20 protein-coding genes are annotated in these 17,926 nt (G+C 62.8%); 7 read left to right on the top strand and 13 right to left on the bottom strand.

Annotated elements, in window-relative coordinates; genetic code table 11:
• Window positions 1-183: 183 nt before the first annotated feature.
• Entirely contained in the window at window positions 184-597 is a 414-nt protein-coding gene (locus NKI73_RS28895; protein WP_352634841.1) for a hypothetical protein, read from the top strand.
• A gap of 228 nt (window positions 598-825) precedes the next feature.
• Window positions 826-1,884 (top strand): aminopeptidase, encoded by a 1,059-nt coding sequence (locus tag NKI73_RS28890; protein ID WP_352634845.1) that lies wholly within the window; start codon window positions 826-828, stop codon window positions 1,882-1,884.
• Window positions 1,885-1,996: 112 nt separating this feature from the next.
• Here NKI73_RS28890 and NKI73_RS28885 read toward each other — a convergent pair whose 3' ends face one another.
• The 9 genes from NKI73_RS28885 to NKI73_RS28845 form a co-directional block, all read right to left on the bottom strand.
• Window positions 1,997-2,227, bottom strand: a complete 231-nt coding sequence (locus NKI73_RS28885) for a hypothetical protein (protein WP_352634839.1) — start codon at window positions 2,225-2,227, stop codon at window positions 1,997-1,999.
• 110 nt (window positions 2,228-2,337) lie between these two features.
• Complete coding sequence (gene gloA2 / locus NKI73_RS28880; protein WP_352634837.1) at window positions 2,338-2,721, bottom strand: SMU1112c/YaeR family gloxylase I-like metalloprotein; 384 nt, start codon at window positions 2,719-2,721, stop codon at window positions 2,338-2,340.
• A 19-nt stretch (window positions 2,722-2,740) separates the two neighbouring features.
• Entirely contained in the window at window positions 2,741-3,721 is a 981-nt protein-coding gene (locus NKI73_RS28875) for a 2-dehydropantoate 2-reductase (protein WP_352634835.1), read from the bottom strand.
• Between the two features lie 2 nt (window positions 3,722-3,723).
• Complete coding sequence (locus NKI73_RS28870; protein ID WP_352634833.1) at window positions 3,724-5,250, bottom strand: acyl--CoA ligase; 1,527 nt, start codon at window positions 5,248-5,250, stop codon at window positions 3,724-3,726.
• A 90-nt stretch (window positions 5,251-5,340) separates the two neighbouring features.
• A complete protein-coding gene (gene ggt / locus NKI73_RS28865) occupies window positions 5,341-6,927 on the bottom strand; it encodes a gamma-glutamyltransferase (protein WP_352634831.1) in 1,587 nt (528 codons plus the stop codon).
• Between the two features lie 63 nt (window positions 6,928-6,990).
• Window positions 6,991-7,791, bottom strand: a complete 801-nt coding sequence (locus NKI73_RS28860) for an ABC transporter permease (RefSeq protein WP_352634828.1) — start codon at window positions 7,789-7,791, stop codon at window positions 6,991-6,993.
• Window positions 7,788-8,714, bottom strand: a complete 927-nt coding sequence (locus NKI73_RS28855; RefSeq protein WP_352634826.1) for an ABC transporter permease — start codon at window positions 8,712-8,714, stop codon at window positions 7,788-7,790. Before NKI73_RS28855 ends, NKI73_RS28860 begins: the two co-directional genes overlap by 4 nt.
• Window positions 8,714-9,796: an ABC transporter ATP-binding protein gene (locus tag NKI73_RS28850; protein ID WP_352634824.1), complete on the bottom strand. Its 1,083-nt coding sequence runs from the start codon at window positions 9,794-9,796 to the stop codon at window positions 8,714-8,716. The genes NKI73_RS28855 and NKI73_RS28850 overlap by 1 nt, the downstream gene beginning before the upstream one ends.
• A gap of 86 nt (window positions 9,797-9,882) precedes the next feature.
• A complete protein-coding gene (locus NKI73_RS28845; RefSeq protein ID WP_352634821.1) occupies window positions 9,883-10,923 on the bottom strand; it encodes an ABC transporter substrate-binding protein in 1,041 nt (346 codons plus the stop codon).
• A gap of 238 nt (window positions 10,924-11,161) precedes the next feature.
• On the opposite strand from NKI73_RS28845, the gene NKI73_RS28840 reads away from it, so the two are divergent.
• A complete protein-coding gene (locus tag NKI73_RS28840) occupies window positions 11,162-11,863 on the top strand; it encodes a GntR family transcriptional regulator (protein ID WP_352634820.1) in 702 nt (233 codons plus the stop codon).
• 48 nt (window positions 11,864-11,911) lie between these two features.
• Here NKI73_RS28840 and NKI73_RS28835 read toward each other — a convergent pair whose 3' ends face one another.
• Both NKI73_RS28835 and NKI73_RS28830 read right to left on the bottom strand, forming a co-directional pair.
• Window positions 11,912-12,151 (bottom strand): hypothetical protein, encoded by a 240-nt coding sequence (locus tag NKI73_RS28835; protein WP_352634818.1) that lies wholly within the window; start codon window positions 12,149-12,151, stop codon window positions 11,912-11,914.
• A 101-nt stretch (window positions 12,152-12,252) separates the two neighbouring features.
• The gene (locus tag NKI73_RS28830; RefSeq protein WP_352634816.1) at window positions 12,253-13,011 is read right to left on the bottom strand and encodes an SDR family NAD(P)-dependent oxidoreductase; all 759 of its coding nucleotides are present in this window, start codon (window positions 13,009-13,011) and stop codon (window positions 12,253-12,255) included.
• 175 nt (window positions 13,012-13,186) lie between these two features.
• On the opposite strand from NKI73_RS28830, the gene NKI73_RS28825 reads away from it, so the two are divergent.
• The 3 genes from NKI73_RS28825 (at window position 13,187) to NKI73_RS28815 (ending at window position 15,801) form a co-directional block, all read left to right on the top strand.
• Window positions 13,187-13,996 (top strand): alpha/beta fold hydrolase, encoded by an 810-nt coding sequence (locus NKI73_RS28825; RefSeq protein WP_352634814.1) that lies wholly within the window; start codon window positions 13,187-13,189, stop codon window positions 13,994-13,996.
• A 270-nt stretch (window positions 13,997-14,266) separates the two neighbouring features.
• Complete coding sequence (locus NKI73_RS28820) at window positions 14,267-15,625, top strand: tyrosine-type recombinase/integrase (protein ID WP_352634812.1); 1,359 nt, start codon at window positions 14,267-14,269, stop codon at window positions 15,623-15,625.
• Between the two features lie 14 nt (window positions 15,626-15,639).
• Window positions 15,640-15,801, top strand: a complete 162-nt coding sequence (locus NKI73_RS28815) for a hypothetical protein (protein ID WP_352634810.1) — start codon at window positions 15,640-15,642, stop codon at window positions 15,799-15,801.
• Between the two features lie 289 nt (window positions 15,802-16,090).
• Here the strand turns inward: NKI73_RS28815 and NKI73_RS28810 are convergent, their stop codons facing one another.
• Both NKI73_RS28810 and NKI73_RS28805 read right to left on the bottom strand, forming a co-directional pair.
• Entirely contained in the window at window positions 16,091-16,795 is a 705-nt protein-coding gene (locus NKI73_RS28810; protein WP_352634808.1) for a hypothetical protein, read from the bottom strand.
• Window positions 16,792-17,151, bottom strand: coding sequence for a hypothetical protein (locus tag NKI73_RS28805; protein ID WP_352634806.1), 360 nt, complete (start codon window positions 17,149-17,151; stop codon window positions 16,792-16,794). The genes NKI73_RS28810 and NKI73_RS28805 overlap by 4 nt, the downstream gene beginning before the upstream one ends.
• Window positions 17,152-17,471: 320 nt before the next feature.
• On the opposite strand from NKI73_RS28805, the gene NKI73_RS28800 reads away from it, so the two are divergent.
• Window positions 17,472-17,705, top strand: a complete 234-nt coding sequence (locus tag NKI73_RS28800) for a helix-turn-helix domain-containing protein (RefSeq protein ID WP_352634804.1) — start codon at window positions 17,472-17,474, stop codon at window positions 17,703-17,705.
• Window positions 17,706-17,926: the final 221 nt, after the last annotated feature.

The following is a 17,926-nucleotide window of genomic DNA, read 5'->3' as shown; positions in this document are numbered from 1 at the left end:
GGCTCCGCAAATCACGAAGCCCCTCATGAATCACATTCGCATCCCATACGCACCTCCCGTTAACCCGAAGCGATTGCCCTGGGGCTCCATGGACAACCCCTGGCCTCGCATTCTACAGGGCGGCTGTGGGCACGCGCCACATGAGTCGGACGCGGGCGGTTGTTTCAATCCAAAGGGAAGAGCATGCGCATTCGGTCGATGATGATAGGGGCCGCCGCCCTGGTGGCGGTTGGGACGTTCGCTGTGCACGCGCAGGCCGAAGACTTTGAAAACATCGTGCTGTCCGCAAGCAAGGACGCAAAAGAGACTCAGGCGACATTTGCGCCGGATACGGCCAGCATCTTCCTCTCCGCCGATCTGACCGACGCGGTGGCCTCGGGATCGAAGCTCACCGTGAGCTGGATTTCGGTGGATTCGGGCGGTGTCGCGCCGGCGAACTACAAAATCGACGAGGTCAGCTTCGAAATCGGCATGATCGAAAACCATGTCGACTCCTCGGTGACCAAGCCGGATGCCGGCTGGCCGGTCGGCGCCTATCAGGTGCAGATCGCCGTTGACGGCACGGTGAAGGAAGCGGTCGACTTTTCCGTGAAGTGACCGGGGCGCGTCAGGTGGCCTCCTGCCACGAGCAGGGCGTCGCAGCCCGTCATCGACTGTGGCGCGAGAAGAATGCGCCTCGCGGCCGGGCGGAGCGGGTCCGAATATTTTGTCCAGCTTCTTTAGAAAGCTATAGACCTCGATCAAATCATGCGACTGCTTGTGACCTGGGGCAATCGCGACAATCGCCCTATCGAAATGGGTGAGCGGTGCCATGGGCAAATCGTGATGCGCGCATTCTTTCGATTGGTTGCCGTTGTGATCGTGGCGTCCGGCGTGACCGGCTGCACCAGAATTTCCTACTACGCGCAATCCGTGAACGGTCATCTGCAGATCATGACGGCACGCAAGGATGTCGGAAAACTGATCGAGGATCCTTCGACGCCGAAGGCATTGCGCGCCCGAATGGCGTCGGCCAGCGCCATACGACAGTTCGCAACAGATGAACTGGCGCTGCCCGACAACAATAGCTACCGCAGCTATGTTGATATCGGTCGTGACTCGGTGACATGGGCCGTCTTCGCCGCGCCGGAATTCTCGCTGACGCCGCGAACATGGTGTTTTCCCGTTTTCGGCTGCGTGCCCTACCGGGGATATTTCTCCAAGAAGTCGGCGACTGAAACCGCTGTCGAACTTCAAGGGCAGGGCATGGACGTCTATGTGACGGGCGTCACGGCATATTCCACGCTTGGCTGGTCAAGTGACCCGCTGCTAAGCACGATGCTCGGACAGGATGAAACCTATCTTGCAGGGCTGGTTTTCCATGAACTGGCCCACCAGCGCGTCTACGTGCACGACGATACCGCATTCAACGAGGCGTTCGCCGTCGCCGTTGAAACGACCGGCGTGAAAAAATGGCTGCGCGCGGCTGGCGATACCGCCGCATTGCGCCGTTACGAAGCTGCCCGGAGGCGCAAAGCTGAATTTCTTGCGCTTGTGTCGCAGACCCGGGACGAGTTAACGCAAGTCTATTCCAGCTCCGGCACCTCGGAGCAAAAGCTGGCCGCAAAGACGGCCGCGATTGAACGGCTGCGGATGCGCTACCGACACATGCGCGACAGGCGCTGGGGTCGATACCGGGGATACGATGCCTGGTTCGCTTCCCCAATCAACAACGCGAAGCTCGCCGCGACTTCCGTTTATAGTGATCGGGTGACCGCTTTTCTCCGCTTGTTCGATCTGTGTTCGGGCGACTATTTCAGGTTCTATGCGTCGGTTCGACGGATTGGCGCACTGGACGAAGCTCACCGCGCCGAAGCACTTGCGGCGGCAGATAGCTGTTATTGAGCCGGTCAATTGTGAAGGCCCGAAGCGTCACTGTTATGAATTGTTTTGGTGAATGAATGAGTCGGTTATGCACTCGGCAGCCGATGGAGGACCCGTGAAGCGATGAACTGTTCTAGTCCGAAAACCTCACGCTGACGCCGCGCTGCCGAAAATAAGCCTGCATCAACTTGCGGCCCGAGCGGTTGTTCTGCGCCAACTTGGTCGGATCGAACACCGCCTGTTTTATCCCCTCTCGTGTCAGCGCTGCCTTAAGCGTCGCGATATGTGCGTCGATGTCGGCATTGTCCGCTCGGAGCGAGGCATAGATGTTTTCAGTCGCCTCGGCCACGGTCAGTTCGCTCATCGGTGTCGTCCCTTGGTTGGTTTGGGCGGCGCTTAGCACAGATTCGCGGTTCCGCCGATACCGATAAGACCCGGCAGTACACAGCGCCCGTCGCGAAAGCGAACCGTTCCTTATGGGGCTTCGTAGAGTTCCAGCGGCAATCCATCCGGATCCCTGAAAAAGGTAAACCGTTGGTCTGTATATGGGTCGATCCGGATTGGCTCAACGGCAACGCCTGCGGCTTGCAGGCGCATGATTACAGGATCAAGGCTCGCCACGGCAAATGCTAGATGTCTCAGGCCTGTCGCCTCTGGATGGGACGGCCGCATCGCTGGTGCAGGGAAGGAGAACAATTCCAGTTGGACCGACCCGATCCGCAGATCCGCTTTCCATGACTGTCGCTCTTCCCGATAGACCTCCCGGATCAGATCGAGGCCGAGGAGTTCGACGTAGAACCGTCGCGACCGGTCGTAGTCGGTGCAGATGAGCGCGACGTGGTGAATGGCGTTCAGCATGCTACTCTCTAAGCCCGCCTTACCCATAACATCCCCGCTCCACCGCCAGCCGCTGCACCAGCGCCAGCACGGCATCGATGGTGGGGGTCGGCTTGTCCGTTAGCCGGCCAAGTTCCTGGACTGCGGCCACCAGCGCGTCGATCTCCATCGGCCGGCCGCGCTCGAGATCCTGCAGCATCGAGGTCTTGTGTTCGCCGACATCGCCGGCGCCCTTGATGCGCCGATCGACCGCTATGGGAAAACGCACGCCTAGGCTTTCGCCGATCGCCTGCGCCTCCAGCATCATGGTGCGGGCCAGCGTGCGGGTGCGATCGTCGGCAACGATCGCCGCCAGCGTGCTGCCGGTCAGCGCGGAGATCGGGTTGAAGGAAAGATTACCCCATAGCTTGACCCAGATCTCGCTGCGGATGTCGTCGCGCACCGGGACCTGCAGACCGGCCTTGACCATCTCCTTGGCCAGAAGCGTGACCCGCTCGCTGCGCTCGCCGGAGGGTTCGCCGAGCGAGAAGCGCTTGCCCTCGACATGGCGGATGAGCCCGGGCGCATCGACTTCGACGGCAGGATAGACGACCGAGCCGATGACGCGCTGCGGCCCGATCCGCTGCCAGATCGCGCCGCCGGGATCGACCGCGTTCAGCCTGGTGCCTTCGAGCGGCCCGCCAACGCCATGGAAGTACCACCACGGCACGCCGTTCTGCATGGTGACGACCGATGTGTGGTCCCCAAGCAGCGGCGCGATCTGGTCGAGGGCTGACGTGAGGGAGTGAGCCTTCAGCGCCAGCACGACATAGTCCTGGGCGCCAAGTTCCTCTGCCTTGGCGGCGGCCCGGACGGGGACCGGCATTTCCCGGCCATCCTCGATCAGGCGCAGGCCATTTGCCTTGATCGCTTCCAGATGCGCGCCGCGCGCAACGATCGAAAGATCGGTCCGCCCAGTGATGACAAGCTTGGCCGCGAGATAGCCGCCGATCGCGCCGGCGCCGAAGATGGTGATCTTCATCGTCAAAGTCCGAGTTTGGCGGCAAGGCCGATGCGTTGCAATTTGCCGGTCGCGCCCTTGGGGATCTCGTCCAGGATCAGGATCTTGCGCGGCACCTTGAAGTCGGCAAGCCGCGTCGCGGCATAGAGGCGGATGTCGCCCTCGGTGGCACTGATGCCGTCGCGCAGCACAACCGCCGCCGCCACCTCCTCGCCAAGCTTGTCATGCGGCATGGCAAAGGTGACGACCTGCGCCACCGCCGGATGATCCATCAGCATATCGTCGACCTCAAGCGGCGAGATTTTTTCGCCGCCACGGTTGATGATCTCCTTGAGCCGTCCGGTCACCCTGAGATATCCGTCCTCGTCCAGCACGCCCTGGTCGCCGGTGTGGAACCAGCCATGTGCGAAAGCCGTGGCGTTAGCATCCGGGTTCTTCTCGTAGCCATCAGTCACATTGGGGCCGCGAATGACGATCTCGCCGGTCTCACCGGCCTTGAGCAGTCGCCCGTCGGGCGCCATGACAGCCACGTCCGGACCGGCGGAGGCGCCGACGCTGCCCGGCTTGCGCAGGCCCGGCGGCAGCCGGTTCGACGCCATCTGGTGCGCGGCCTCGGTCATCCCGTAGGATTCGATCACCGGGCAGCCGAAGGTCGCTTCCAGTTCGGCCATCACTTGCGCCGGCAGCGACGCCGAGGACGAACGGATGAAGCGCAGACGCGCCGCTGCCAGCACCTCGGCATTGCGCGCTGCGCGCGGCAGGATCGCCTGATGCATGGTCGGCACCGCCGTATACCAGCTCGGCCGTGCCTCGCCCAGCCACTGGAAGAAGCGCAGCGCGTTGAAGCCGGGCGTGCAGTAGATGCTGCCGCCTGATGCCAACGACGACAGCACGGCCGCGATCAGGCCGTGAATGTGGAACAGCGGCATGATGTTGAGGCAACGGTCATCGGCCGTCAGGCCAAGCGTCGCGCCAATATGGGCGGCCGAGGCCGCGATGTTGGCATGGCTGAGCGGCACCAGTTTTGGCCGCGAGGTCGTGCCGGACGTGTGCAGCAACAGCGCGATGTCGCTGTCCTGGGCCATGTCGGGAGCAGCCGGCGGTCCGACCGCCGCGCCCTCGATCATAAAGCTGCCGGCCGGTGTGTCGGGCAGAACGACAAGCCGCAGCACGCCGATGCCTAGGCGTTCTGCCACTGTCACCGCCGGTCCGGTCTCGCTCTCCGCGACAAGGATCGCCTTGGCGCCAATGTCGGTCAGGTAGAAATCGAGCTCGTCGGCCCGGTAGGCGGGATTGAGCGGCGCCGTCGAGGCGGTCGCCGCCACGGCGACGAAGGCGGTGGCCATCTCCGGCCCGTTCGGCAGCACGATCGCCACCCTGTCGCCTCGGCCGATGCCGCGCGCATGCAGCTGTTTTGCCGTGTCAGCGATCAGGCTGCGCAATCCGCCATGGGTGAGCGTCGCCCTGTCGGGCGCCGAAATCGCCAGCGCATCGTCGGCGCCGGCGGCGAGACGGCGGGAGAGGTCTTTGGGATTTGCAATATTGGTCATGATCACCGACTGGATTTCGAACGACTATTGGCGGGAGCCACGCTGACGGGCTTGCCTCGATATGGATACGCTATTGGACAACGGATCGCCTCAGTAGCCAAGCGCCAAACCATCCTTGCGCGGATCGGAGGCGCCGGTCAGCGTCCCTTTCTCCCAGTCGATCAGCACCACCTGTCCGCCGCCAAGCGGATGATGCGGTTCGGTGATGCGGTGGCCGCGCCGGCGCAGGCCCTCGATTGCCTCGGTGGGAACGCCACGCTCGGCCTCCACCATGTCGTCATTGTAAAACACTCGCGGCGCATCCAGCGCCTGCTGCGGGTCCATGCCGAAGTCGAGCATGTTGGTGAGCAAATGGACATGTCCGAACGGCTGGTAGCCGCCGCCCATGACGCCGAACGGCATCACGACGCGGCCGTTCTTCGTCGCCATGCCCGGCATGATCGTGTGCATCGGCCGTTTGCCGGGCGCGATTGCGTTCGGGTGTGCCGGGTCGAGGCGGAAGCTCGAGCCGCGGTTCTGCAGCACGATGCCGGTCTTCGGGCTGACGACGCCGCTGCCGAACGAATAGTAGGTCGAGTTGATGAAGGAGACCGCGTTGCGGTCGCGGTCGACGATGGAGATGTAGACCGTGTCGCTGCCGGGCAATTCCACGCGCGGCAGGTGGGTCATGGCGCGGTCGCGGTTGATCTCGGCGCGCAGCCGGTCGGCATAGCCGCCGGACAGGAGTTGCTTGACCGGCACCGGGACATGGTCCTGGTCGCCGACGTAACGGTCGCGGTCGCGATAGGCCAGCCGCCCGGCCTCGATCTCCAGATGCAGGCGCTCGGCGCCATTGGGGTCGAGCCCGCCGAGCTTGAAGCCCGACAGCAAATTCAGCATCAAAAGCGCCGTCAGCCCCTGATTGTTCGGCGGCATCTGGTGGATGTCGTGGCCGCCATAGGAGGTGCTGACCGGCGCCACATAGTCGCCTCGGGTCGCAGCGAAATCCTCAGCCGAATGAAGTCCGCCCAGTTCGTTGAGCCGGCGCACGATATCGTCGGCGACAGCGCCTTCGTAGAAACCAGTCCGGCCATGCTTGGCGATGATCCGCAAGGTCGCCGCCAGTTCCGGCTGCCGGTGCACATCGCCGGCCTTCGGCGCCTTGCCGCCGGGCAGGAAGATGCGCGCGGCATGTTCGTCGGCCGACAGATCGGTTTCCGGTTCGGCCCAGTCGAAGGCGACACGGTCATGCACGACATAGCCGTTTTCGGCATAATGGATGGCGGGCGCCAGCGCCTCGGCAAGGCCCTTGCGGCCATGGTCGTCGAGCAGGCGGCTCCAGGCATCGACGGCGCCCGGCACGGTGACCGCATGCGGACCCTGTAGCGGTATGCGGTCGAAGCCTTTTTCGAGATACCAGTCGACCGTCGCCTTGGCCGGCGCGCGGCCGGAGCCGTTGAAGGCCAGCACATTGCCTTGTCCTGCCGGGCTATAGAGCACGAAGCAATCGCCGCCGATGCCGGTCGACTGCGGTTCGACCACCGCCTGCACGGCGGCAGCGCAGACCGCTGCATCCATGGCATTGCCGCCGGAGCGCAGCATCTCGATGGCGGCAAGGGTTGCAAGCGGATGTGACGTCGCGGCAACCGCCTCAGTGGCACGAACCGGCGAGCGGCCGGGAAACTGGAAATCACGCATTCTGTCTGGATATCCCCTAGTCACTTCTGCAAATTGGTCACTTCTGCGAATTGGTCATCTGAATCAATGCCGCCGGCCGAAGATCTGTGCAACCGACAACAGCACGACGGACAGCACGATCAGGCAGGTCGAGATGGCGGCGATCGTCGGGTCAATCTGGTCGCGCAGCGCATTGAACATGCGGCGCGTCAAGGTCGTGGTCTCGCCGCCCGATATGAACAGCGAAACCACCACTTCGTCGAAGGAGGTGATGAAGGCAAACAGCGCGCCCGAGACGATCGAGAAGCGGATCTGCGGCATCGTCACCTGCCAGAAGGCGGCGACACGGCCGGCGCCGAGGCTGCGCGCCACCCGCTCCTGGTTCATGTCGTAGGAGCGCAAGCCCGACAGCACGGTCAGCACCACCAGCGGCAGTGCCTGCACCGTATGCGCGATGACTAGGCCGGTCAGCGTGTTGTTGAGCCCGATCCGCGCATAGAGGAAGAAGGTGCCGATGCCGATCAGGATCACCGGGACGATCAGCGACGCCGTCAGCAGCCCGTTGATGGTGCCGTTGAAGCGCAGCGTGCCCCTGTTGATGGCATAGGCGGCCGCGGTGCCGAGCGGTGTCGCGACGAGCACGGTCATGACAGCCACCTTGACCGAGACGATCGTCGCGTCACGCCACTCCAGCGACTGGAAATAGGTCTGGTACCAGCGCAGCGACCATTGCTGCGGCGGGAATTGCAGCAGCGTCGAATCCGAAAACGACATGATGACGATGATGATCGACGGCGCAATCAGGAACAACAGGACGAGGCCGCCGAGTGCGTAAAGCCACAGGCGTTGCCGGTGCGAGATCGGCAGGCCGAGATCCCTACTCATCGTGAACTCCATAAACCGGTGGCGCGCGCGCCGAGCAGCCACTGGAACAAGCCGAGAAGCGCCAGCGTGACCACCAGCAGCACGACGCCAAGGGCGGCACCCGCCCCCCAGTTGGAATAGAGGCTGGTGGTTTGTTCCATGCGCATGGCCCACATGATCACCTTGCCGCCGCCCATCAGCGCCGGGGTGACGAAGAAGCCCAGGCACAGCACGAAGACGATGACCACGCCCGAGGCGAGGCCGGGCAGCGACAGCGGAAAGAAGATCTGCCGGAAGGTGGCGACCGGGCCGGCGCCAAGGTTCATGCCGGCGCGCAGGCAGTCGGTGTCGATCGTCTTCATCGAGGCGTAGAGCGGCAGCACCAGGAACGGCAGCAATATGTGCGTCATGCCGATGACCACGCCCGACAGATTGTTGGCCAGCGACAGCGGCTGGTTGATCACGCCGAGGTCGATCAGCCAGCTGTTGATCAGCCCCTTGCGCTGCAGGATCACCAGCCAGGCATAGGTGCGCACCAGAACCGACGTCCAGAACGGCAGGATGACGAAGATCAGGCAGATCGACGCCGCCCGGCGCGGCAGTTGCGATAGCATGTAGGCCAGGGGATAGCCAAGCAGGACACAGGCGCCGGTGACGATGAAGGCGACCTTGAAGGTGGTGACGAAGGTCTTGATGTAGGAGGCCTGTTCGAAGAAGCGCGCATAGTTGGCGGGACTGAGGGCGCCGGCCTCGTCGAACAGCGATAGCCAGAACAGCCAGCCGATCGGCACGATGATGATGGCAAAGACGAGGAACAGGCTCGGCGACAGCAGCGCCATCAGCCGCAACGACTCGCGCCGTGCATCAGTGCGCAGCACCAGCGTGTTCAACTCCCGGCCCGCACGGCTGCCAGTCTCTTCAATGAGAGTGGATTGCGCGCTCATCAGTCCGCCGCCACCAGGATCGTGTCCTGTGCATCGAGGCCGAGCCTGACTGGCTGGCCGGGAGCCGGCATTTTGGCCAGCACGTCGCTGCGGCAATAGTCGCGCAATGTCAGCTGGCGGCCGTCGCGCAGCATTGCGTAGCAGACGAAGCTGTCGCCCTGATAGATGATGTCGCTGAGCGTCGCGTCGAGCATGTTGACGCCGCTTGCCGGTTCGGCATTCGAGAGCAGCCGCAGCTTCTCCGGCCGCACCACCATCAAGTGCTGGCCCGATGCAGGCGCCGGCGCTACGGTGTGGATTCTCCGGTCCTCGTACCAGACCGACCCATTGCGGCATTCGACCGGAATGAAATTCGATTCGCCTATGAAGCCGGCTACGAACCGCGTTTGCGGCGTGGCGTAAAGGGTTTCGGGCTTGTCGAGCTGTTCGATACGTCCGCCGTTCATGACGGCGATGCGGTCCGACATGGTGATCGCTTCGCGCTGGTCGTGCGTGACATAGACCGTGGTCATGCCAAGCCGCCGGTGCAGGGCACGCAGCTCGATCTGCATATGCTCGCGCAGGCCCTTGTCGAGCGCCGACAGGGGTTCGTCCATCAGCACGATGCGCGGCTCGAACACGATGGCGCGCGCCAGCGCCACGCGCTGGCGCTGGCCGCCGGAAAGCTGGTCGACCCGGCGCTCGCCCAGGCCCTGCAATTTCACCAGATCGAGCGCCTTTTCCACGCGCTCGGCCGTCTCTGCGGCGGCAACGCCGCGCTGCTTCAGCGGAAAGGCGATGTTGTGGAAGACGTTCATATGCGGAAACAGCGCGTAGTTCTGGAACACCATGCCGATGTTGCGCTTGTGCGGCGGCGTGGTGATGATCTCGTCGTCGCCGACCCTGATCGAGCCGGCATTGGCCCGCACGAAGCCGGCCAGGATCATCAGCAGCGTCGTCTTTCCGGAGCCGGAAGGCCCGAGCAGCGTCAGGAATTCGCCGGCCTCGACATCGAGGTTCAGGTCACGCAGAACCGCTACGCTGCCAAATCGTTTCTCGATCCGGCGCATGCCGATCGGCAGCGCGGATGGCGCAATGGACAAGATTTTTCTCTCCTTAGCCGGCAAACAAGAGGTGGCGAGGCAGGCTGCTGGGTTGCGCCGCCTCGCTATGAGCTTCCGGCCGCGGCCTATTGCTGGATCAGATTGTTGAATTTTTCCGTCGCCTCGACCAGATTGTCGCGCCAGAACTCGGGATCCTGCAGCACCTGCTTCTTGACGTTTTCGGGCGACGAATTGATGTCCTTGATCCGGTCCGGCGGGATCTTGCCGGTCTCGAAGGCCTTTTCGTTCGCTGGCCCATTGTCGACATAGAGCGGCAGATTGGCCTGCAATTGCGGGCTGACGAACATCGCCAGCGCCTTCATCGCCGCCTCCTTGTTCTTGGCGCCCTTGGGAATGACCATGCAGTCGGCGGTCAGCACGCCCTGGTCGAAGGAGAAGCTGACCGGCGCGCCTTCCTTTTTCAAGGTGCCGGCGCGGCCGTTCCAGATGCTCGCCATATCCACTTCGCCGTCCTTGACCAGCTGCATGGCCTGGGCGCCGGAGGTCCACCAGGCGTCGACATGGCTGCGGATCTTGTCGACCGATTTCAAGGCGCCGTCGATATCGACCGGATAGACCTTGTCGATCGGAATGCCCTCGGCAAGTGCGGCAACGCTCAGCGTTTCCGTCGCCTGGCTGCCGCTCAGCGCGCGCCGTCCCGGGAATTTCTCGACGTTCCAGAAATCGGCCCATGTCTTCGGGCCTTTGTCGCCGAAAACATCGGTCCGGTAGATGAGCACGACCGACGTGTAGGAAATGCCGACCCAGTCGTCATGGACGAGCTTCGGGTTGATGCCGCTCTTGTCGATGATGCCGTAATCGAGCTTCTCGAACAGCCCTTCCTTCGAACCGCGCGCGCATTCGTCGGCGCCCAATTCCGTGATGTCCCATTTCACCGCATTGCCGGTCACTTGCAGCCGCACGTCGTCGAGGCCGTTGGTTGTGTCCTCCTTGATGGTGATGCCGAGCGCATCGGCGGTCGGCTTGAAGAACGCCTTGGTCTGCGCCTCCTGATAGGTGCCGCCCCATGAGGCGACGGTGATGGTGTCGCCCGCCATTGCGGGGGCAGCGAGCGAGGCCATGAGGCCGGCAACCGCAACAACACTAACGCTTCTTGTCCTGTTCATTTTCGGCTCTCCAACCGGTGTTCCCATTTGTTTTTGATTTCGCATGCTATCTTGTATACAATTTTGAGTGTAGCCTAGCGGTCGATCTTGTCAACACCGACCGGCGCGATCGCATGAACGCGTTTCGTGCCGGACAAAGTGGCGGGGGACGGGCCTCGCCGGGCGTGGCAAATTACGCCGACTGCGGCTACAGCTATGCGTGTTCCGGCTGAAAGACCGGAGAAGTGGGAAGGGAATCTTGGCCAAGGAAACCAAAAATACGCTGCGCGACTCGGTCTATTCCTCACTCAAGGCGATGATCGTGACCGGCCAGATTCCGCCGGGCTCGCGCGTCACCGAAAACGACATCGCCGTGAAGCTGAATGTCAGCCGCACACCGGTGCGCGAAGCCTTCAACCGCCTCGAGCGTGATGGCCTGGTCACCGGCAGGCCGCGCCAGGGCTATGTCGTCACCGAATTCGACATCAACATGTTCCGCGAGGCCTTCGAGATCCGCGAGCTGCTCGACGGCCATGCGACGGAACTGGCCGCAACTGCTGCGACGGAACAGGACAAGGCGCGGCTGCGCGCCATGCTGGCCGAATGCGAGCGGCTGGCCGCCATTCCGGAACGCACCAACAGGGAAAAATTCCAGGAGCTGGAAGTCGGCATCGACCTGCACCGTGTCATCGCCGAAATCAGCGGCAATGTGATGCTGCACGGCATGCTGTGCGGCATCCTCGACAAGTGCCAGCATTATGTCTGGACCGAGCTGCTGTGGCTGGACGAATGGAAGATTGCCCGCGACGAGCATGCCGAAATCGTCGACGCCATCTGCGCCGGCGACGCCAGCCGCGCCGGCAGCCTGGCCCGCGCCCATGTGCGCGGATCGCGCGACAATGTGCTGCGCCTGCTGCAGGCCAAGTCGGACTATCGGAATTTTCTTGCCAAGGCGTCGTGAGGAACCACCTGGACGCTACCGATGCGCGCCGCGGGCCTGAGCCGTTGCTCAGCCGGGAGATTCGAAGGGCATCATAGTCATGGAATGTGTGGTGGGATCGATATGGCGGAGGCGTGAGCGCGCTTCAGCCACACGCTTTTGCTCGGATCTGATCCGGCAGCACAGGGCAAGGCTGATGCCGACGCCACGCTCCTCGTCCAGCATCTCATTCGCTCGCGCGAGAAAGAATTCCGCACGTTTGACGCGCTGCCTGGCTCTCGCCAGTTCCAGTTCCAGATGGTCGTGCATTATTCCGCACCCGTAAGGTTTGCGGTCCCTTCAGGTGGAAAACCGCTGCTGAGCGGTTTGGTTCCCGCTGATTGGCGGAAGGTATCAGCGCCGGCAGGCCTTCAGCCTTTGCGCTCCTGAAGGCTGTTGCCGCCATCGACCACCAGCAGGACGCCGTTGACATAGCTGGCGCCTTCCGAGGCCAGGAACACCACCCCTGCGGCGACCTCATCCGGCCGTCCGGCCCGCGCCGGCGGCGTGTTCAGGGCAGCTTGCCGCTCCATCTCGCTCGATGCGCCCGTTTCGATCCAGCCGGGGGCCACGGCATTGGCCGTGATACCGCTTTTCGCCACTTCGAGCGCCAGCGTGCGTGTCAGGCCGACCATGCCGGCCTTGGCGGCGGAATAAGCTGCGGTGCCTTCGAAAGACACCAGCGGCCCGGTGACCGACGCCATATTGACGATACGCCCATAGCCCGCGTCGGCCATCGCCGGCAGAAACGCCTTTGTGACGAGGAATGCCGTCTTCAGGCTGACGTCTATCCCCTGATCCCAGTCGGCCTCGGTCATGGCGAGAAACGCCTTGTCGACCGATGGCGATGCCAGCGAGCCCATGCCGGCATTGTTGACCAGTATATCGACCGCACCGACATCAGCGCGCAGCCGCGCGACGTCGGCAGCCCTGGTGAGATCGGCAATTACAGCGTTCGCATCAATGCCTTCGGCACTAAGCTCGGCGGCGCGATCCAACACACGCGCACTGGCGCCGGTGAGGAAAACGGCATGGCCGGCACGGCCGAGCTGCCGCGCAATGGCAAAGCCGATCCCGTCGGTCGCACCGGCCCCGGTGATCAGCGCACGCTTGATGGTGGAAGAAGGCATGGTCAAATCAGGCTCCGCTGGTTTCCGCCCCCGGTCTTACCACGCGCTTTGAGCGACAGCCCACGAAGACTTGGCTTTGCAACATTCCACGCCGTTTTGCGTTCTCTAAAATCCGAAAGTCGAACCGAACGAAGCATGCAGCCTGGCGATCGCGTGGGCGTGGAGGAAAAAGGACGTGCCGGAAATCCAGAAAATATCCTTGTCCTCTGGCGGCGAGGTGGCTGTCCGGACGGCCGGCGACGTCTCCAAACCCGCGCTCGTCCTGCTGCATGGCTTCCCCAATTCCTCTCGGATGTTCAGCGACGTGACCGCCCGGCTCTCCGGCACCGTCTATGTCGTTGCGCCTGACCTTCCGGGCTTCGGCGCATCCGATCTCCCATCCGAGCCATCGTTCGACATGCTGGCCAACGCGATTGAAGAGCTGCTTGCTCGTCTCAACGTGGGCCGCAGGTTTCTCTATCTGCATGATTTCGGCGCTCCGGTGGCGTTTCAGCTCGCCATGCGCGCTCCGGAACTTGTCGAAGGCCTCATCATTCAGAATGCCAATGCCCACCGCTCCGGCTTTGGTCCGCAGTGGGAAGCCACATTGGACTTCTGGGCTGCGCCGAATGCCGGCAACGAGAAGGCCGCCACCGCCCATTTGACCCTTGAGGGAACCCGCGACCAGTACGTCGCCGGCCTGCCGCCCGAGATCGCGGCGCAGATCGATGCAGAGCGTTGGATTGAAGACTGGCGGGTCATGTGTCTGCCGGGACGGCTTGATCTGCAGAAGGCGCTGCTGGCCGACTACGGCCGATATGTCGACCGGTTCGGGGAGGTGGCCGACTACCTGGCGAAGCATCAACCCCGAGCGATGCTTCTTTGGGGTCGCCACGATGTCTTTTTCGACATTGCAGAGGTTCAGTCGTGGCTCATCGACCTTCCCCGGATGGAGGCTCACGTCCTCGACGCAGGCCACCTCCTTCTGGAGACGCAGGGCCCCTAGGCTGCAGAGCTGATACGGGAGTTCGTGGACGCAGGCTCACCCAACCGTGTACTTGCGTAGGTCCGGGCAAGTCGAAGCATTGGCTCCAAGCGCAATGTGCGATGCGAAATTTGGCGCGCCCGAAGAGATTCGAACTCCTGACCCCCAGATTCGTAGTCTGGGAACGCCTGCGTGCGAGCTTGTGCGAAGCCATCCCCGAAATCCCCGGAACCCTTGCAACACCGCCACTTGCTGAATTGCCTTGTGTGCGACAATGTGCAAGGAAAAGCGATGTTGCGCAACATTTTTGTGCCCCCGGTGTGCCCCCGGAGAATTTGCTCCATGTCGAAACTGACAAATGATGTCGTCAAGAATGCCATGCCAGTGAAGGGAAAGCGGCTTGAAATCCGCGACGACGTCGAGGCCGGTCTGATCTTCCGGGTCACCGACAAGGACGTTCGGTCGTGGTCCGTGCGCTACCGCAACGCCGCCGGCGAGCACCGTCGCAAGAACCTTGGCTATTTCCCGTCTGTCGGGCTCGCCAAGGCGCGGGAGGAGGCACGGAAAGCAAAGGGCCTCGTCGCCACTGGGACCGACGTCGTGGCGATCGATCGTGCCAGCAAGGCCGAGCAACGCCGCAAGCACCTACACAAGCTCTCCGGCCTGGCCGACGCCTATTTCATCGCCGCGGCAGACGGGACTCACAAAGGAGGCCCGAATTCGGCCCCGAAGCGTGCCAGCACGATCGCCGAAGAACAACGCATCTTCGACAAGCTGGTCAAACCGAAATTCGGCGACAGCGCGGTTGCCAGCATCACGCGAATCGAGATCCGCGAATTTGTGACGAAGCAGGGGAAACGCGCCAAGTCCAACGGCCGGCATTGCCGGAACATCATACGCCAGTTGATGAGCTTCGCAGTGCGCGAAGGCGTCATCGATCACAACCCGGCGCATGACATCGCTGTGGCGGCGCCCAAGGTCGGGACGACCGTCATGAAGGACGACGACCTGAAAGTCTTCTGGCTGGCTTGCCAGCGGCCACAGGACGTCGACGACCTGGCTCTCTCGCTATTGATGGGAATCGCGCTCAGAATGGCGGCGGTGACCCTGCAGCGTGGCGGTGAGGTGGTCGGCATGCGGTGGGCCGAGATCGACCGCGCAGCCAAGACCTGGCTTATCCCTGCCGAACGCATGAAGGGGAAGAAAGCGCACATGGTGCCACTCAGCGCCGCCGCTCTTGCGCTGCTCGATGAGGCCAAAGCCGCAGTAGACGGCAACGGCAGCTCCTATGTGTTTCCGTCGCCTCGATCGGAAGACGACCAGCCGTTGGACAGACGGGCGTTCTCTCGCGCCATGAAGCGCATCGTCGAGGCGGTAAAGATCGGCGCGGCCACGCCCCACGATTTGCGCCGCACCGGCGCCACTCTACTGACCAGCGAGCGAATCGGATTCTCGCGGTTCATTGTCTCGCAAATCATCGCCCATGCCGGCGATACGGGCGGCGCGGCGGTCGTCACGGGGAAGCACTATGACCACAACGACTATCTCCCTGAGAAACGCCGCGCGCTGGACGCATGGGCTTTGCTGCTGGAGCAGATCGTCGCCGGGATCAAGCGACCTGAGAACGTCACGCAGTTGAAGGCGAGATAGCGCGGGAGACCATCGTGGACAGGGTTTTCGACGATCTGATTAACGCTCTCCACCCGTTGCCAGAACAGCACTGGCGCGCTGTCGCGATGGCTTGGGCGCTTCGCTTGACCGGCAACTTGGCGACCGGCATTGCGATCGGCATCGGGATTGCGGTGGGCTTGGTTCTGGCGGGATAACGCCGACTTATCCCCACAATCCACAAACGAGAACGAAAAGGGCTCAAAAAGCCTGTGAAACGGCTAGGCGGTAGGCCGTGCCGAATCACTACCTGTGGTAGTTTGAAATTTCTGGATGAGACCTGTGACCGCCACTGACAACGGCAATAAGGTCACAGGTCTCGGGTACCAGATGAGCGCCACCCGCGGGCCGGAGGTCGTTACCAGCGACTTCCGGTTCGGGGCGCCACCCGAGAATGTCACCAAATTGGTTAAGGCTCAATGCGCCAATTTGTAGTGCACATATCTTTCAGGCCGCGGCGAGCGATTCCAGGAACCTCTGCGCTCGCTCGGTATCCACGGCGTCGGGCATATGGCCACCCCGATCGATGACGCCGGCGAGGTAGAGCGCCTTGACGGCGGTCTCCCCCATGTTCGTCGGCCGGTAGCTAAGGATCTCCTCGAGCGTTTCGTCCTCGGCCGCCTCGGCCGCCTCGACCTTCCCTTCAGCGGCTGGCAGGCCGGCGGCGACACGCGCCGCTCTTTCCTCGGCAACAACGCGATCGACGTTCGCCAGCGCCTTCTCTTTCGATCCGCGAAGCACCTCTGTTGCGGCATCGAGGTAGCCGGGCTCGTTGGCCCTCACATCAGCAGTGAACCGCCCGAGAAGATCGCGGTGAAATGTTGTGATGTAGGCGCGAACCCCATCCTCGCCGACCCGCCGCATGTCGATATGACCCTTCGGGTTGATTTGTGCGCTCCGCGGCAAGGTCTCGCCTGTATCGACGTCGAATGCCACTGGAACCAGCATCGCCGGCCGGCCGTACTCCTCATCGAGGCGGGCGTAGGCTGCATACGCCGCGTCGTTCGCCGCGCAGGCGGCCCGGTGGCCGTCGAGCAGTTGCTCCAGGCCCGATGGCGCCTCCGGAGCGTCGAGCGCCCGTCCTGGGCCCGCAGCGGCTGGAATGGCGGCCAATGCGCCGATGACCGAACGTCGGTTAATGATGATGCTCATGGCTTTGCTCCCTGGATGGCTTTGATGTCGTCGACGAGGCTTTTCAGGATTTCAATCTCCAGGTCCTCGTCATCGGTGTAGTCGCGGTCTCGAACCCTCACTTTCGCGGCCAGACCCTCCAGGCTTTTTGCTCTGGTTTTCATGACGCGGCCGCGCGCTCTGACGCAAGCGGCGGCTCGCTTGGCCTCCTTCTTTTCTGCCTTCTCGCGGAGGGATATGAGACGATCCACCTCGTCCTCGATCCGCGCCTTGCGGGCCGTGGCATCGGCCCATCGATCGGCCGCGGCGTTGAAGTCTGCCTCGAGCAGCAGCAGCTTTGAGTCGGGCTCGCCCTTGCGGGGGTGGCTCGTCATCATATCCGGCGGTCCTCGAATTGGGCGCCTGGAAAGAGCAGGATGTAGTCCGTCCAGCGCATACAGACCCGCCAGCGAGCGGAGACACCGGCGTAGCGGCGTCTGTTTCGGTTCGGCGGGTCGACGGGCACGGCTTCGCCAGCCGTAGGAACACGGTTACGCATGGTCATATCCTTTCGGAGCTGCCTCGGTGGTCGCTCGAAGATTGGTGATTTCCGTCAACGGAAACCGTCAATGACCGATGGATATCATTGAAATCCCCTAACAGTCAACGGTTTTCGTTATTTGTGGACGAAACGCGCTGGCTATGTTAGTTCCAGACCATGATCACACCGGCACAATCGCGCGCGGCCAGAGGCCTTATAGAATGGTCTCAGGAGCAGCTCTCGGCCGCCGCTCACTTGGGCTTGTCGACGGTCCGCGACTTTGAAAAAGGTCGCCGCATCCCGACGCACAACAACCTCCTCGGCATCAAGAGCGCCCTCGAATCCGCCGGCGTCGAGTTCATCCCCGAGAACGGCGGCGGCGCCGGCGTGAGGCTTCGCAAATCATCGTAGTTCCTACGGGGAGACGGCTTGCGTACTTCGCGCGACTCATGGCGCTCTGTCGGCTGCGACTCAGGGCTGACAAACATGACCGACATGGAAATGAGGGACGGCAAGGTTTTTCATCGTTGCCCGTCATGCAAGCAATGGTTTCAGTTCGGCCCGCATCGCTACGACGGAAAACATCTGCCGTCGGGCGTGACGGTGTGCACGCCTTGCGCTCCGGACGATGC

It is taken from the genome of Mesorhizobium sp. M0496 (assembly GCF_040321205.1).
GTDB lineage: Bacteria > Pseudomonadota > Alphaproteobacteria > Rhizobiales > Rhizobiaceae > Mesorhizobium.
The sequence above is the reverse complement of the archived record's forward strand: the minus strand, read 5'-3'. Positions and strand labels throughout refer to the sequence as shown.